We start from the raw sequence: 15,200 nt of genomic DNA on the forward strand, positions 1-15,200 counted from the left end.
GCGATTTTCTAGATACAAGAAAAAAATCGTCGGAAGTTGGAGGTGTTTTATGCCAAAACAATTAGTACCTAAACGCCGTTTTCCAGAATTTACGGACGCTTGGGAGAGAAAATCTCCAGTGGAGATTTTCTGCGATTTTCTAGATACAAGAAAAAAATCGTCGGAAGTTGGAGGTGTTTTATGCCAAAACAATTAGTACCTAAACGTCGTTTTCCAGAATTTACGGACGCTTGGGAGAGAAAATCTCCAGTGGAGATTTTCTGCGATTTTCTAGATACAAGAAAAAAATCGCCGGAAGTTGGAGGTGTTTTATGCCAAAACAATTAGTACCTAAACGTCGTTTTCCAGGATTTACGGACGCTTGGGAACAGCGGAGGTTTTCGGAGGTAGCTATAACTAGTAGAGGATTGACCTACAAACCATCTGATATATGTAAAGATGGTGTTCGCGTTTTACGTTCCTCTAATATAGATGAAGATAGATTTGTTTTAAAAGATGATGATGTTTTTGTGAAAAATAATGTAGTGAATATTGGTTATGCAAAAGAGCATGATATTCTTATCACTTCTGCAAATGGTTCATCAAGACTTGTAGGGAAACATGCAATTATAAAAGAAATCGCTGATGAACCAATTGTTCATGGTGGATTTATGTTAATTGCTTCAACTAAATATCCATATTTTATCAATGCTTCTATGAGTTCCTCTTGGTATAAGAAATTTATTGATTTATTTGTATCAGGTGGTAATGGAGCTATTGGGAATCTTAATAAAAATGATTTGGACAATCAAAATATTTTTATTCCGACTGAAGCTGAACAACAAAAAATCGGTGAGTATTTCTCTAACTTCGACCGCCTCATCACCCTTCATCAGCGTAAGCTTGACAAGTTAAAAAATGTCAAAAAGGCTTATTTGTCGGAATTATTCCCTGCTGAAGGAGAGCGTGAGCCAAAACGCCGTTTTCCAGGATTTACGGACGCTTGGGAACAGCGGAAGCTGGGAAATATTCTTCAAGAGAGTAATATTCGTACATCGAATTTTATAAACAACCCATTATATAGTTTAACTATCGAAAATGGTGTCACTCCAAAGACAGAACGTTATGAAAGAAGTTCACTTGTAACAAAAACAGAAGACTTATTTAAAGTAGTTAAACCAAATGAGTTTGTTACCAACCCTATGAATCTTAGATTTGGAGCACTTGGATATAATAAAAATGCCTTTAATGTAGCTGTTTCTGGATATTATGATGTGTTTTCGATTGACGACAATAAATGTAGTGGATTTTGGAACGCATACTTTAAAACTCCTAAAACTATGAAAATTTTTGATGATGTCGCTACCGGTTCTCTTGTCGAAAAACGTAGAGTAAAATATTCTACTCTCCAACAGTTAGACCTCTATATGCCGAATGCTTTAGATGAAAAAATTCAAATCGGAAGATGCATGAATCAAATCGACCGCCTCATCACCCTTCATCAGCGTAAGTTGGATAAGCTAAAAGATTTGAAAAAGGCCTACTTAAATGAACTATTCGTTTGATTTCAGCGTGTGTCCTGTAGGCATAACAGGATATAGAAAGGATGCAGAAAGTATATGAGAGATAAAAATGCCTCTGAGAAGGCCTTTCAGGAAAGTTTTGTAGCAGAATTAACAAAGTACAAGTGGCAAGCACCGGATAAACTGAATGGAAATTTACAGAAAGTAACTGTCCAAGATTTGGTGAACAACTGGAGACAGGAATTGAACCGAATAAACGCCGATATTTTGGAAGGTGTTGCCCTTACTGATGCAGAATTTTCACAAGTTATGTCAAAAGTGAAACAAATTGCCAATAGCTATGAGGCGGCCAAAATCTTATCTATGGAAGGTTCAATTGGTAAGCTTGACGGTATTTATCGTGATTCTCATCCAGATATAACACGCCAGCAGATTACGTTGACACTATTAAAAAAAGCCCAAGTGAGTGGTGGGGATTCGAGTTATCAGGTGGCACGTGAAGTCTGGTCAGAAAGCGGAAATCGTTTTGACTTGGTTCTGTTAATCAATGGTCTGCCACTAATCAATATCGAACAAAAGCGCAGTGATGTGTCACTTGAGGAAGCCATAGGGCAATTTATGCGTTATTACCGCGATGGCGACTATACCAATAACTTTATGGCTTTTTCACAAATGATGATTGCAACTTCCGAGATTGAAACACGGTATTTCGCTACACCAAAATCAATCAATGATTTTAATCCGTCTTTTGTTTTTCATTGGTCTGTTACGCAAAAAGATCAAGATGGCAATCCGATGGGGCAACGTGTAGTAACAGACTATCGTGACGTAATTGAGCACCTACTCATGGTTCCAATGGCCCATCAAATGGTTGGTGACTATCTTATTATTGATGAAGACCCAGTGAATGAAGAAAATCGTCGTCATATGCTGATGCGCCCCTATCAAGTCCATGCTTTACAGGCTGTGGAAAAGGCTGCCTTTGGATGGGATAATCCAGACAAAATCCCACATGGGGGATTTGTTTGGCATACGACTGGTTCTGGAAAAACAATCACGAGTTTTAAAACAGCTCAGTTTTTATCGACACGAACAGAGTTTGATAAGGTCGTATTTTTACTGGATCGTAGAGATTTGGATGAACAGACCTCTAAAGCCTTCAAGGCTTATGCTACCTATGAATCGGTGAATGTGGATGATACGAAGAGTACCTATCAGTTACGAAGACAGCTTACCGCGGCCAAGAGCGGTATTGTTGTGACAACGACCTTCAAATTGAGTTTTTTGGTTAAAGATTTAATCGCTGCACAAGATACTAGCCTAGCAGATAAAAAAATCCTTTTTATCATTGATGAAGCCCATCGGACAACGATGGGAGATATGATGGGAATGATTAAAGAGTATTTCTTTAAAAACGGCTTATTCTTTGGATTTACGGGTACCCCTCTCTTTGATGAAAATAAGGTCAAAGGAAAAATCAACGAGCGTAGCGAGGTCATCAATACAACTGAAAAATTATTTGGTCCTCTCCTTCATCAGTACACGATTGATGAAGCGATTGCGGATGGCAATGTATTAGGATTCCATGTCGATTACATCAATACAGGAGAATTTAGAAGTTACGAAGATTTGCGTGAGCAACTGATTGATACAGTAAGTCAGAAAAAGCCAGAGCTTGGTAAAAAAGCCCTTCAACGACAAGTCCAACAATGGTCGGAATTAGAAGTTGAAAAAAATGCGGTTAAAGAAGGCCTCTTAGTCTACCAAGATAAAACACATATTCCACGAGTGGTGGAGGAGATTCTTTCAAGCTGGCAGGAGCAATCACAAAGTGGAGAGTTTAATGCTATGCTGACAGTTGCTTACAAAGAACGTGTCATTGCCTACTATCATGAATTTAAAAAGCAGATTGCTGAAACATACCAAGTTGGTGAGCATAGCCCTAATATTGCCATGACCTTTAGCTTTGGCAATGAAAATGATCCAGAAAATGTCACGAGAGATGTTATTGAAGAACTGTTTTCTGATTATGAAAAGATGACGGGCGTCTTATTTGTAGCTGGAGACAAGGAGAGAGGCGAACAAGCTTATTTTGAAGACGTAACAGATCGCTTCAAACGAGGAGGTAGTGGTAGAAATCCTAAAAACTTGGACATCATTATCGTAGCTGACCAATTATTGACTGGTTATGATGCCAAACGCTTGAATACCCTGTATGTGGATAGACGACTGGAATTACAAGGGTTAATACAAGCCTATTCACGAACCAATCGTGTATTTGGCTCTGCCAAAGAATTTGGAACGATTATCAACTTCCAATACCCACGCATCACAGAAGAAACCGTTAATGCAGCTCTGAAATTATACGGTAGTGGCGGTCAAAGTAGTCGTGTTCTTGTTGAAAAATACGAAGATGCTGTAAGGCTGTTAAACCAATGTGTTGATGGATTGATTGTAGCACTACCAAATCCAACGGACTGGATTCAACTTCAGGTTGATGAGGAAGAAAAAGAAAGCTTCAAGCAAGCTTTTAAAGAAACTGCTAAGCAATTAAATCGTGTGGAACAGTACTATGAGTTCTCTTGGGATGACGATTTATTTGGCATAACAGAGCATACCTGGTTGCAATATATTGGTGCGTATAAGAATTTATTCCCGCGTGAAATAGGACCAGTTTCTGATGAGATTAGTCCATTAGCAGGACGCACAAAATTGCAAGGTTCCCAAATTATTAACGCCCAAAGTCTGTTGACATTGATTGGTGAGAAAACGCAAAATAAAGATGGCTATATGGTCATCAATGATGGGAATTTAGTTTTAATTTTAGAACAAATTCAAGAGTTGAGTAATATGGGTGAAGATGAGCTAGCCGAGGCTTTAAAAACGTTTATCAATGAAGAACTCGTTACCGGTCATCTTTCAGCAACACTTGACTTTGATGAATCCTTTAAGAAATGGCAAGATGAGCGACAGTTTAAAGTCATTCAGCAGTTTGCTACGGAATGGGGAATTGATAGTCGCTTACTTCAAAAATCATTGAAAGAATTTCAACTGAACAAAGCAGATGAGATTCCTTATAAATCCGAGATCATGACGACACTCAATCCAGCTAGTGCTACAAACCAGTTTTCAGGCAAAAAATTACTACTTAATATGGAGTTGAATAAAATCCTACCCCAGTGGATGCTGGAAACCAAACAAAAGTATAAATAATCAAAGGAGATCAAGAGAATTCTTGGTCTTTTTTGCTTATGCTTGGGAACAGCGGAGGTTTTCGGAGGTAGCTATAACTAGTAGAGGATTGACCTACAAACCATCTGATATATGTAAAGATGGTGTTCGCGTTTTACGTTCCTCTAATATAGATGAAGATAGATTTGTTTTAAAAGATGATGATGTTTTTGTGAAAAATAATGTAGTGAATATTGGTTATGCAAAAGAGCATGATATTCTTATCACTTCTGCAAATGGTTCATCAAGACTTGTAGGGAAACATGCAATTATAAAAGAAATCGCTGATGAACCAATTGTTCATGGTGGATTTATGTTAATTGCTTCAACTAAATATCCATATTTTATCAATGCTTCTATGAGTTCCTCTTGGTATAAGAAATTTATTGATTTATTTGTATCAGGTGGTAATGGAGCTATTGGGAATCTTAATAAAAATGATTTGGACAATCAAAATATTTTTATTCCGACTGAAGCTGAACAACAAAAAATCGGTGAGTATTTCTCTAACTTCGACCGCCTCATCACCCTTCATCAGCGTAAGCCATAACAAGAAGGGGTATATATGAATAAAATTACAAGAGAAACCTTATTACATGACTATTTTCAACAATGGACAAAATTATTTAAAGAAGGAGCAGTTCGTCCTGTTACCCTTGAAAAATATCAAAACAATTACCAGCACTTAAAAGCTATTGTACCGAATCTGAAATTATGTGAACTCGATCGAACGGTTTACCAGCAAATATTAAATCAATATGCACAAACGCATGAGAGGCAAACGGTTATTGATTTCCACCATCAGATTAAAGGAGCAGTACTAGATGCGGTAGATGAAGGGTTAGTTGATAGAGATCCGACAAGAAAAGTTATTTTTAAAGGTAAGGCACCTAGAATAAAGAAGGTTAAGTATTTGAACCAATTTGATTTACATAGTGTCTTAGCTGACTTGAATTTAGAACTGCAGATCAATTGGGATTGGTTAATATTACTGATTGCCAAAACAGGATTGCGATTTTCGGAAGCTCTTGGACTAACTCCGTCTGATTTCAATTTCGTACAACAAAACATATCTGTTACGAAAACATGGGATTACAAGGGTAAAGGTGGATTTTTACCAACTAAAAACAAGTCTTCAATACGAAAAGTCCAGATTGATTGGCAATTAAGTATGCAATTCCAGCAATTAATAAAAGACATACCAGAAGATATGCCTATTTTTGTAAACGGTCCAATTTGTAATTCAACACCAAATAAATGGTTGGAGAAGCATTGCAAGAACGTAGGGGTACCAGTGATATCAATACATGGGTTGCGACATACTCATGCGTCTCTTTTAATGTATGCAGGAGTATCTATTGCAAGTGTATCTAGGCGACTGGGGCATTCTTCTATTACTACAACGCAAAAGGTTTATATGCATGTCATCACTGAGCTTGAAAATCAGGATAACGACTTGGTTATGCGCTACCTGTCAGGCTTGAGTTAAGACAAAGAAGGCTTACGCTGATGAAGGGTGATGAGGCGGTCGATTTGATTCATGCATCTTCCGATTTGAATTTTTTCATCTAAAGCATTCGGCATATAGAGGTCTAACTGTTGGAGAGTAGAATATTTTACTCTACGTTTTTCGACAAGAGAACCGGTAGCGACATCATCAAAAATTTTCATAGTTTTAGGAGTTTTAAAGTATGCGTTCCAAAATCCACTACATTTATTGTCGTCAATCGAAAACACATCATAATATCCAGAAACAGCTACATTAAAGGCATTTTTATTATATCCAAGTGCTCCAAATCTAAGATTCATAGGGTTGGTAACAAACTCATTTGGTTTAACTACTTTAAATAAGTCTTCTGTTTTTGTTACAAGTGAACTTCTTTCATAACGTTCTGTCTTTGGAGTGACACCATTTTCGATAGTTAAACTATATAATGGGTTGTTTATAAAATTCGATGTACGAATATTACTCTCTTGAAGAATATTTCCCAGCTTCCGCTGTTCCCAAGCGCTAGTCTTACAACTAAAAATTCTATTTAGATTGCATGGTTTTCTTGAATTTCTAATTCTTATCTTTCTAGTAACCAATCTATAATATTTTTTTTCTGAATACCATTATAGTTTGCAGATGGCTGAATGGTATCCATTGTTAGAAGAAATTTCGGAAATTGATCTTTAATGGCCTCTAGCGGTCGAAGTTCTCGGTCCAATGTTTCTGGAGCAAGCGTTGTTTCGCTTACTTGATAATAAGCATAATGACCAAAATCGGTTACAACCACAAAGTCAACTTCATATTTGTCGATATTGCCAACATAAACTTGAGAGTATCTACGTCTCAACTCCAGATAAACAATATTTTCCAATATATGGCCGATATCTTCTTTGTGATCTGGCAACAAGAGACGTCTAAATCCTAAATCAACAGGATAATACTTTTCCAACCGCTGTAGCAAGGCTCTGCCTTTCACATCAAAGCGTGGAACGGCATAAAAAAGTAAGCTATTGGTCAATGTTGTTAAATAATTTTCCAAAGTAGCATGGGATAAGGAAACGCCTTGGCTAATGAGGGTATTACGGATTTTATTAGTCGATACTAGGCTTCCTACACTACTGAGAAGAGTCCGTACAATGCGCTCGATTATAGTAGGATTTGGATTCCCTAATCGTGTGACAATATCATTTAAGAGTATAGAATGATATATTCCTCTTAGATAGTCGATTTTTTCAGCGTAAGACGATGTTTGAAGCAAATAAGGAAACGCGCTAAATAGATAATCATTAAACCATTCTATTCTGCTCTTGTGCTCGGGGATATTTTGACCGGATAGATATTCCTCAAATGATAACGGAAGAATCTCTATTTCAACATACCGACCTGTCAAATTTGTTGCTAACTGACTGCTCATAAAATATGCATTTGATCCAGTCAAATAGAGATCTACATTTTGAGAAATAAACAAACTATCTGCTACTAGTTCAAATTGCTCAACATGCTGAATTTCGTCTAAAAAGATATAATATTTTTTATCCTCTACCAATAATTCTGTTATGTAAGTATGCAATGCCCTAAAGTTACGTAAGTCGTAAAAACTCAGGTCCTCAAAATTGATGGATATAATTTGATTTTCGTTCACTCCTTCTTTTAACAGTTCCTCTTTAAAAAGTTGGAAAAGAACGGACTTACCTGCACGTCGGACACCAGTTACTACCTTGATAATTTGACGGTCTCGATGTCTTCTAAGAAACTCCAAATAAAATGGTCTTTGAATATAGTTCATAATAGTTACCTCAGATATAGTATAACCCAAATACAAATTATTTTCAAATATTTGGAAATAACGAACTATTTTTGGGTCTTTTTCTAATTTTTTAAAAATAATATTGAAAATTTTTGATGTCCCATACAAAAAGTAGCCAAATAAGTAGAAAAACTTACGCTGATGAAGGGTGATGAGGCGGTCGAGATGAGTAAAATACTTCGCAATTTGTTTCTGTTCAGATAGGGATGGCATCAAAATATCCATATTCGCCATCTGCTTTCCAGAGACCTCGACAAAAGTAGAACCGGCTCCAACTGCCTCACCATATTTTTTCAGTTCTGGTGTTCTGGAGAAAATAAAGTAAGAATCAAGTTTATTTTCATGAGGAATAATAGACTGAAATCCCTGATTAGTACACGCTGTTTTTCGCAGTATTGCTGTGTTTCCGATACCTGCTCTTGAAGTAAAAAGAACAGTTCCAACTGGTAACATTTTGGCAGAGCTTTTTTCAAAACCGAACTTTGTAACTTTTCTTTCACTGCCTTCGAGATAAATCTGTTTACCAATCTCAGCAGGAGTATACCAATCTATATCGCCATCCCAATAATCTGAAACGTTAATGCTTGGAGTTCCTCCTCCACAAATATCAGCAACGTCCCCCAGCTTCCGCTGTTCCCAAGCATAAGCATTTTCGAACTCTTTAAAGTGATGTTTGAGTACTAATTGTTGTGTCTTAAAGCACCTCCAACTTCCGCTGATTTTTTCCTGTATGTAGAAAATCGCAGAAAACCTCCACTGGAGATTTTCTCTCCCAATCATAAGCATTTTCGAACTCTTTCTTCATTGGGTGCTTTTGTTAATTATTCTCTTTGTTATTTCCGATGTTTACATACCTACACTTCACAAACTCTGCTATAATAATGGTAAATTGTAGCTATCTAGTGAGGTAATCAGATGAAAATAGTGAGTGCAATCGATTCGTTTAAGGGGGCAGCGACTTCTGCGGAGTTAAACCAGGCGGTCAAGGAAATGGTGGAGGAAGTTCTTCCAGAAACGGAGGTGGCGACTTTTGCAATCGGAGACGGCGGCGAGGGGACCTTGGAGGCTTTGGCCGAGGCACTTGATGGGGAGTTGATTTCTGTTTCGACTGTGGATTTGTTGGAGCGTCCGATTGAGGCTTCCTATTTCTTGTCGGGTCAGACGGCATTTATTGAGGCGGCATCGGTGATTGGCATTGATAAGATACATCCGACACCAGCAACCGTAGAGGTGGCGACCAGTTTTGGCTTGGGTGCTGTGATTCGAAATGCTTTGAGTCGTTCTTGTGAAGAAATCGTCCTCACATTAGGCGGAACAGGAACATCGGATGGTGGCAGAGGTTTACTGGATAGTCTGACGGAAGAAGACAAAGAGCAGTTGCGTCGAGTCAACCTTATTGGTCTAACAGATGTGAGAAATGTCTATGCTGGATCAGAAGGTTATGCGCGTATTTTTGGTCCGCAAAAAGGAGCAAATCAAACACAAGTAGAAGCGATGAATAAGGCAGCTTTTACTTTTGTGCAGACGATAAAAGAAGAGTTAGAAATTGATCTGCAAGCTATTCCAGGGACGGGGGCAGCTGGCGGTTTAGGTGGTGCACTTGTAGTCTTGGGGGGAGAGCTGAAGGCAGGCTTTCCATTTGTGGCGCAAGCAATTGGACTAGCTCAAGCCATACAAGGGGCAGATTTGGTCATTACGGGCGAGGGACGCTTGGACAGTCAAAGTCTCAATGGTAAAGTACCTGTAGGTGTAGCTGATGTAGCCCGTTCTGCTGGTGTTCCGACAATCGCCATTTGCGGTAGCGTAGCGACAGATGTGACGGAATTTGGCGATTATTTCTTAGCGACCTTTTCGATTCAGACAGGAGTTTATTGTCTGGAAAAGGCTATGAAAAAAGAAGTCACTTTAGAGAATGTCCGTTTTGTAGTGAAAAATATCCTTCGAAGTCGTTTTCTGTAAAAGAAAGTTAAAAATCGGTGCTATCAGCTAACCATTGAACAATGGGATGAAAAAAGGCTTCAGAACAGTCTTTTTCGGAGAATGGTCTGAAACCTTTTTATTTTAGCTATTGTTTCTAATTCTTGGTAGTTAGTCCTCTACCCGATAGAAGACTTCTTGGGCGAGAATATCTGCGGGCATGAGGTATTGAGTCGAGAAGAGGCGGTCTTTGGATTTGTCGGTGGGGTCCTCTGCATTTTCTGCGATTGGTGTGATGGCAACTCCTTTAGGGATAAAGACAGTTGAAACAATTGCAGATGCCATAGCATTTGGATTTCGGATGCCAGCCATGAGTTGTCCATTCTCAATTTTGGCATAGTTCAAATTGACATAGTAATTTCTATCTGGCACATCTTGGTAGTTGACTGTTCCGTCTGCTTGGATGGTCAGAACTCTTCCTTTGCCGTTTTTCCAAGTACCTGCAAGACTTGAGAAATCGCCAGTTGCTACGGCATTGATGTCCATGCTTTTTCCAGCGGTATCTGTAGCAGATGCAGGTTTTTGCGGTGTTTCAAAAGATGCCCAGTTGAGAGCCACTAAGTCAAGCTCTTCTGTTTTTGATTTGCCACATAGCTGGTCTAGTTTAATTGGACCAAGCTGAAATTCGTTTTGATCGATTTGCTTCGGTTGGGTACTATCTGCAGAAAATTGGTAAAGTGTTGCGGTACCTTCTCCCGTTCCAGAACTCCAACTAGCGGCAACAACATCGCCATTCTGATAAATCCTAAAGGCGTTTCTAGCTCCGCCATGACCAGCAACAAAACCTTCTGATAAGAGGTTAGGTGTTTTGTTATCTAAATAGTAAAGAGCGACTGGAAAAATTTGCTGATCCTGTTGGAAGGAGCCGACCAGTAACTCATTTTGTCCGTCTTGATTGACATCAAGAAAAGTATAGCGCAAGCGATCTGGAGAGTATAGGGCACTCTCGATTACCCAAGAATTGAGTTCGATATTTAGGCTGCCCAGTAATTCTTGGATGTGGGCGATGTTTGTATTATAGGTAGCACTGTATTCGAGTATTTTTTGATAGTCTTCAAAGACACTGGCATAAGATTTTTTATCGTCTTCTGGGGTTGTTTTTTTGACTTCGGAAGAAGTAGCTGTTGAGTGGCTTGTTTGCTCTGGTGTGCTAGGTTGACTTGTTTTGTTGGTCGTACAAGCAGTCAGTAGTGTACCGGTCAATAAGCTAATTAGAGCAATATGTGATAATTTAGCAGTCTGTTTCATAGGCCTCTCCTTTGTATGAATAGGTGCATAACTGACTTCATTATAGCACAAAAAATACAGATAATCTGCCCAGTATCCTATATTAAAATTTACAGATAATTTAAAGCGTGTTATAATAGTCAAAACGATGCCTGTTGGATAATAGATCGATAAAATTTGCTCTTCTTGGTAGGGTGTTACCCGTTGAAGAAGAGATACTAAAGGCAATAATAAAGAGGATTTATGAGGAATTCTCAGTAATGGTGGAGAAGATGATGAAGCAATTAAAAGTGAAAGATTTGATGGTGATAGGGGCTTTTGCGGCTCTCTACTTTCTATGCGTGGGCCTGGGGACCTTGGTGGCAGCTCTATTTGATCGTTCGGGTAATATGATGTATGCACCAGCTTTTTCAGCTATTTTAGGTGGACCAGTTTATATGCTCTTGGTCGCTAAAGTCGGGAAATTTGGCTCAATTAGTCTAGTAAGTGCCGTTATGGCCTGCTTCTTTTTTATGTCTGGCTACATGACAGCAGCTTTTTTGCCAAGTCTAGTTTTCGGTATCTTAGGAGATGTGATTGCAAGACAGGGACAATACAAGCAAAAATGGCTTAACCTTGTGAGTTTCATCGTTTTTTCTTTTGGAAATTTAGGGCCAATCATTCTCATGTGGTTGATGAAAGATGCTTATGAGGCAAATCTTTTAGCGCGAGGGAAATCTGCGGAATATATCGCTCGTGTCATGGTGGATTTCACGCCTGCCAACGTGCTAGGCTTATCTGCAACTATCATTGTTGGGGCCTTGATTGGAGCTGTTATAGGACAAAAAATGGTAGATAAATCCTTCAAAAAATCGGGGTTGCTGCAATGAGATTTGATGCCAGAAGCAAGTTTCTGTTAAGCATTTTTGCAGGAGTTACCTATGGTCTGCATGTGACGGCTTGGGAGCGTGCTTATCTGCTATTAGGAATTGCAGTTTGTTGGCTTCTTGTGGGACGAATCAAAATGGTGTTTGTGACTTTGCTAGGCTATTTTATAGTCTATCAGTTGAGCCAGGTAGATTTGCTTCCGATGTGGCTTTTTCGTTTTACCTTTATGCTTAGCCATATCTGGGTACCCTTAATGGCTGGGCATTTTCTGCTTATGACAACCTCAGCTTATGAGTTAATCCATGGTCTTAGAAAGTGGCGCTTGCCAGAGACTTTTTTACTAACCTTGGGAGTTATGTTTCGTTTTCTTCCTATGATTAAAAAAGAGGTCCGACTGATTCAAATGGCTTTAAAAACGAGGGGAATTTTTTTGAGAAAACGGGATATTCTCTTGCAACCTCATCGCTATCTGGAATACGTTTTAGTACCCTTGATGATGTCGCTTTTGCGCTCTGCGCAGGATTTGACGATTGCTACCTTGACCAAGGGGCTAGCAGTGACGAAAAGACCCAGTGAGTTTGTCCACTCCCGTTGGACCTGGCTAGATTGGAGTATCTGTGTATGGTGTCTCAGCTTTCTTATCCTAAAATTCAACTAGAAGCTCGTAACGTACGGCTTCGATATGCGTCTAGTCAGAACATAGCCTGTCACATCGGATCTTTACAAGTGAAGAAGGGTGAGTGTCTTGTCTTATGTGGTCCGAGTGGCTCGGGGAAGTCTTCTGTTCTTCATCTCATCAATGGCTTGATTCCTGAGTATTATCAAGGAGAGATTGAGGGAAGTTTGCGAATTGGTCCCCTATCCTATCAAGAAAGTAGTGTGGAAGAATTGGCTTATCAAGTGGCGTCTGTTTTTCAAAATCCGGCGACACAATTTTTTCATCAAGAAGTGTTACAAGAATTAGTTTTTCCCTGTGAAAATCAAGGAATGGCACGAGAGGTTATTTCAAAACGATTGGCAGAGGTAGTAGAACGATTTCAACTAGCGTCTTTGTTACATGAAGACATGGAAAAGTTGTCGGGTGGGCAAAAGCAGGTCGTGGCAATTAGCACAGCAGCTATGCAGGGAACAGACATCATGATTTTTGATGAACCGACTGCAAATCTTGATACAGCAGGTGTAGAGCGGGTGCAGAAATTACTTCAATCCCTAAAGCAGCAGGGAAAAACGCTTATCATCGCAGAACATCGACTGGCCTATCTAAACGAAATAGCGGATTCTTATGCGTATTTTTATGAGGGTAAGCTGGTAGAACATCTGCCTGCGCATGAGTTTCTTGCTTATTCTGATCAACAGCGAGCAGAATTGGGTCTGCGGACAGCAAGTCTAGATACTTATCAAGCACGTGTGAGGGAATTAGCTCACTCGTTTACGGATGACCAAATAGGTCTTGAAGTACGAAATTTCCATATTTACAATAATGGCGACTATCTTTATCAGTTAGATCATCTCATGTTAGCACCAGGGCAGGTTATCGGCCTTATCGGAGCAAATGGTTCTGGTAAGACGAGTTTTGCCCGCTCCTTGTTGGGCCTAGAAGGTGACAAGACAGGTTCAGTTTATTGGCAGGGGCAAAGACTAAATGCTCGGAAACGCCTTACGAAAATGGCTTATGTCATGCAAGATGTGCAGTTGCAGTTAATCACGGAGCGAGTTGAGAAAGAATTGACCTTGGGCTGCCCTACTCACGAGCTGGATTCAGAGGTTCTTCAAGCTTTTCGTCTGTCACAGCTCCTTTCTCGTCATCCGATGAGCTTATCAATGGGAGAACAGCAGCGCCTGATGATAGCAGCTAGCCTGATAGCCGATAAGGACATCATCATCTTTGATGAGCCCTCAAGTGGGCTTGACAGAGAGCAAATGGTACAACTAGCCACCCAACTTGAACTGTTAAAAGCAAAGAACAAACTAGTTTTGCTCATCTCTCACGATGACGAATTGCTAGCCAGGGTTTGTGATAAAGTGGTGGATGTAGCAGGACTTAAGAAATCATAATCGAGGCTGGTCACAAAGTCCAGTCTCTTCTTAATGTTTTGACGAGTATGAATAAAGGTTAGGATATCGTTAAGTCGCTTTGATGAACGCCAGTTCTATCTGCAGCTCCTTGCCTTGTCTTGTCTTATTCCTTTCTCGGTCCACTATAAAAATGAAACCCAGCACGGATTTAGTGCTGGGTTTTGCGTTTCTCCATATTCGGTAAATTGATATGATATTTAATGACAAGCAAGCGGATGAGTAGGAAGATGAAAAAGAGGCTGATAAAGACAGGGATTCGTGCCAATTTCCAATCAAGTACAAGGATGTGATAGCTAATCCCTGTAAAAAGAGCCAGCACAGCATAGACATCTTCTTTTAAGACAACAGGTGTCTCATTGACCAGCAAATCGCGGACGATTCCGCCACCTACTCCTGTCAGGGCTGCCAAAATACCTGATGTCATACCATTCAAACCCAGTTCCACCCCGGTGCTTGCTCCAATGAGAGCAAAGATGACGAGTCCAATCGCATCAAAGACCAGGTTGGTCTTGCTCAGAAATTGATACAAGGTTTTATCGCGCGGTGATTCATTTTTCTTCATGATGACAAAGAGGTACATGATGATGGAGACAATAATCGAAAGATAGATTGAAGATGGCTCTACAAGGGCAACAGGGACTTGATTGACCATAGTATCGCGAATGACGCCTCCCCCAATTGCCGTAATCGTGGCTAGTAGTGTAATGCCGAAAATATCGAGTTTCTTCTTAAATCCTTTAATCGTTCCAGAAACGGCAAATGAGATGGTACCAACGTAGTTGCAAATCAGTAAAAACAAATCGAAATCCATAGCAACCTCCGCAGTTATTTTACCATAAAATAACAGAAGGTTCAACGCTTACAAAAGTTTGTGAAAAAAAGAACATACCTGAATGCAGTAAAGTCAGAAAATGATGAAAAAAGGGGATAAAATGCGCTTTTTTAGAATAAGTCTATGAAATATAAAAGCGGTTAAATTATTTGCTATTTGTGAATTTTTGGATTATCATAGAGAGGAAAC

The 15,200-nt window shown here is 39.4% G+C and carries 14 protein-coding genes and 1 pseudogene; 10 read left to right on the top strand and 5 right to left on the bottom strand.

The genetic code is table 11. The annotated features are described in order from the left end of the window. Window positions 1-49 precede the first annotated feature (49 nt). Genes CHF41_RS10045 through CHF41_RS01905 form a run of 6 tightly spaced genes read left to right on the top strand, consistent with a single transcriptional unit; the run spans window position 50 to window position 6,222 of the window. Window positions 50-196, top strand: coding sequence for a hypothetical protein (locus CHF41_RS10045; RefSeq protein ID WP_162911908.1), 147 nt, complete (start codon window positions 50-52; stop codon window positions 194-196). Further along, window positions 181-327: a hypothetical protein gene (locus CHF41_RS10050; protein WP_162911909.1), complete on the top strand. Its 147-nt coding sequence runs from the start codon at window positions 181-183 to the stop codon at window positions 325-327. The genes CHF41_RS10045 and CHF41_RS10050 overlap by 16 nt, the downstream gene beginning before the upstream one ends. Next, entirely contained in the window at window positions 312-1,544 is a 1,233-nt protein-coding gene (locus CHF41_RS01890) for a restriction endonuclease subunit S (RefSeq protein WP_119875779.1), read from the top strand. Before CHF41_RS10050 ends, CHF41_RS01890 begins: the two co-directional genes overlap by 16 nt. Before the next feature lie 54 nt (window positions 1,545-1,598). Continuing rightward, complete coding sequence (locus CHF41_RS01895; protein ID WP_119875780.1) at window positions 1,599-4,715, top strand: type I restriction endonuclease subunit R, EcoR124 family; 3,117 nt, start codon at window positions 1,599-1,601, stop codon at window positions 4,713-4,715. A gap of 22 nt (window positions 4,716-4,737) precedes the next feature. Then, window positions 4,738-5,283, top strand: coding sequence for a restriction endonuclease subunit S (locus tag CHF41_RS01900; protein WP_240622963.1), 546 nt, complete (start codon window positions 4,738-4,740; stop codon window positions 5,281-5,283). Between the two features lie 15 nt (window positions 5,284-5,298). Next, window positions 5,299-6,222 (top strand): site-specific integrase, encoded by a 924-nt coding sequence (locus CHF41_RS01905; RefSeq protein ID WP_119875782.1) that lies wholly within the window; start codon window positions 5,299-5,301, stop codon window positions 6,220-6,222. On the opposite strand, the gene CHF41_RS01910 is transcribed toward CHF41_RS01905, so the two are convergent. From CHF41_RS01910 to CHF41_RS10140, 3 genes and pseudogenes are all read right to left on the bottom strand, one after another. After that, complete coding sequence (locus CHF41_RS01910) at window positions 6,219-6,821, bottom strand: hypothetical protein (protein ID WP_119875783.1); 603 nt, start codon at window positions 6,819-6,821, stop codon at window positions 6,219-6,221. The two genes, CHF41_RS01905 and CHF41_RS01910, sit on opposite strands and share 4 nt — an antisense overlap. Then, complete coding sequence (locus CHF41_RS10135; RefSeq protein ID WP_167441284.1) at window positions 6,803-8,011, bottom strand: ATP-binding protein; 1,209 nt, start codon at window positions 8,009-8,011, stop codon at window positions 6,803-6,805. Before CHF41_RS10135 ends, CHF41_RS01910 begins: the two co-directional genes overlap by 19 nt. A 168-nt stretch (window positions 8,012-8,179) precedes the next feature. Continuing rightward, window positions 8,180-8,818 (bottom strand): annotated as a pseudogene (locus CHF41_RS10140) (restriction endonuclease subunit S); the annotation flags it as partial. A gap of 129 nt (window positions 8,819-8,947) precedes the next feature. On the opposite strand from CHF41_RS10140, the gene CHF41_RS01920 reads away from it, so the two are divergent. Beyond that, a complete protein-coding gene (locus CHF41_RS01920; protein WP_119875785.1) occupies window positions 8,948-9,991 on the top strand; it encodes a glycerate kinase family protein in 1,044 nt (347 codons plus the stop codon). A 129-nt stretch (window positions 9,992-10,120) separates the two neighbouring features. On the opposite strand, the gene CHF41_RS01925 is transcribed toward CHF41_RS01920, so the two are convergent. Then, window positions 10,121-11,257: a DUF6287 domain-containing protein gene (locus CHF41_RS01925; RefSeq protein ID WP_119875786.1), complete on the bottom strand. Its 1,137-nt coding sequence runs from the start codon at window positions 11,255-11,257 to the stop codon at window positions 10,121-10,123. A 254-nt stretch (window positions 11,258-11,511) separates the two neighbouring features. Between CHF41_RS01925 and CHF41_RS01930 the strand changes: the two genes are divergently transcribed. From CHF41_RS01930 to CHF41_RS01940, 3 genes are read left to right on the top strand one after another with little or no spacing between them, the layout of a single operon-like run. Next, the gene (locus CHF41_RS01930) at window positions 11,512-12,105 is read left to right on the top strand and encodes an MptD family putative ECF transporter S component (RefSeq protein WP_119877115.1); all 594 of its coding nucleotides are present in this window, start codon (window positions 11,512-11,514) and stop codon (window positions 12,103-12,105) included. After that, entirely contained in the window at window positions 12,102-12,761 is a 660-nt protein-coding gene (locus CHF41_RS01935; protein WP_119875787.1) for an energy-coupling factor transporter transmembrane component T family protein, read from the top strand. The genes CHF41_RS01930 and CHF41_RS01935 overlap by 4 nt, the downstream gene beginning before the upstream one ends. Further along, window positions 12,725-14,158, top strand: coding sequence for an ABC transporter ATP-binding protein (locus CHF41_RS01940; RefSeq protein ID WP_119875788.1), 1,434 nt, complete (start codon window positions 12,725-12,727; stop codon window positions 14,156-14,158). Before CHF41_RS01935 ends, CHF41_RS01940 begins: the two co-directional genes overlap by 37 nt. Before the next feature lie 169 nt (window positions 14,159-14,327). On the opposite strand, the gene CHF41_RS01945 is transcribed toward CHF41_RS01940, so the two are convergent. Further along, window positions 14,328-14,990 carry a trimeric intracellular cation channel family protein gene (locus CHF41_RS01945; protein ID WP_119875789.1) on the bottom strand — a complete coding sequence of 221 codons (663 nt, stop codon included), beginning with the start codon at window positions 14,988-14,990 and terminating at the stop codon, window positions 14,328-14,330. Between the last annotated feature and the right edge of the window lie 210 nt (window positions 14,991-15,200).

It is taken from the genome of Streptococcus respiraculi, assembly GCF_003595525.1.
In the GTDB taxonomy this organism is placed as follows: Bacteria; Bacillota; Bacilli; order Lactobacillales; family Streptococcaceae; genus Streptococcus; species Streptococcus respiraculi.

Bases quoted from the DNA above. Each gene is read 5' to 3' on its own strand.
- CHF41_RS01945 (WP_119875789.1), bottom strand. From the start codon at position 14,990: ATGGATTTCGATTTGTTTTTACTGATTTGCAACTACGTTGGTACCATC.
- CHF41_RS01890 (WP_119875779.1), top strand. From the start codon at position 312: ATGCCAAAACAATTAGTACCTAAACGTCGTTTTCCAGGATTTACGGAC.
- CHF41_RS01920 (WP_119875785.1), top strand. From the start codon at position 8,948: ATGAAAATAGTGAGTGCAATCGATTCGTTTAAGGGGGCAGCGACTTCT.
- CHF41_RS01925 (WP_119875786.1), bottom strand. From the start codon at position 11,257: ATGAAACAGACTGCTAAATTATCACATATTGCTCTAATTAGCTTATTG.
- CHF41_RS01930 (WP_119877115.1), top strand. From the start codon at position 11,512: ATGAAGCAATTAAAAGTGAAAGATTTGATGGTGATAGGGGCTTTTGCG.
- CHF41_RS01905 (WP_119875782.1), top strand. From the start codon at position 5,299: ATGAATAAAATTACAAGAGAAACCTTATTACATGACTATTTTCAACAA.
- CHF41_RS10050 (WP_162911909.1), top strand. From the start codon at position 181: ATGCCAAAACAATTAGTACCTAAACGTCGTTTTCCAGAATTTACGGAC.
- CHF41_RS10135 (WP_167441284.1), bottom strand. From the start codon at position 8,011: ATGAACTATATTCAAAGACCATTTTATTTGGAGTTTCTTAGAAGACAT.
- CHF41_RS10045 (WP_162911908.1), top strand. From the start codon at position 50: ATGCCAAAACAATTAGTACCTAAACGCCGTTTTCCAGAATTTACGGAC.
- CHF41_RS01895 (WP_119875780.1), top strand. From the start codon at position 1,599: ATGAGAGATAAAAATGCCTCTGAGAAGGCCTTTCAGGAAAGTTTTGTA.
- CHF41_RS01940 (WP_119875788.1), top strand. From the start codon at position 12,725: ATGGTGTCTCAGCTTTCTTATCCTAAAATTCAACTAGAAGCTCGTAAC.
- CHF41_RS01935 (WP_119875787.1), top strand. From the start codon at position 12,102: ATGAGATTTGATGCCAGAAGCAAGTTTCTGTTAAGCATTTTTGCAGGA.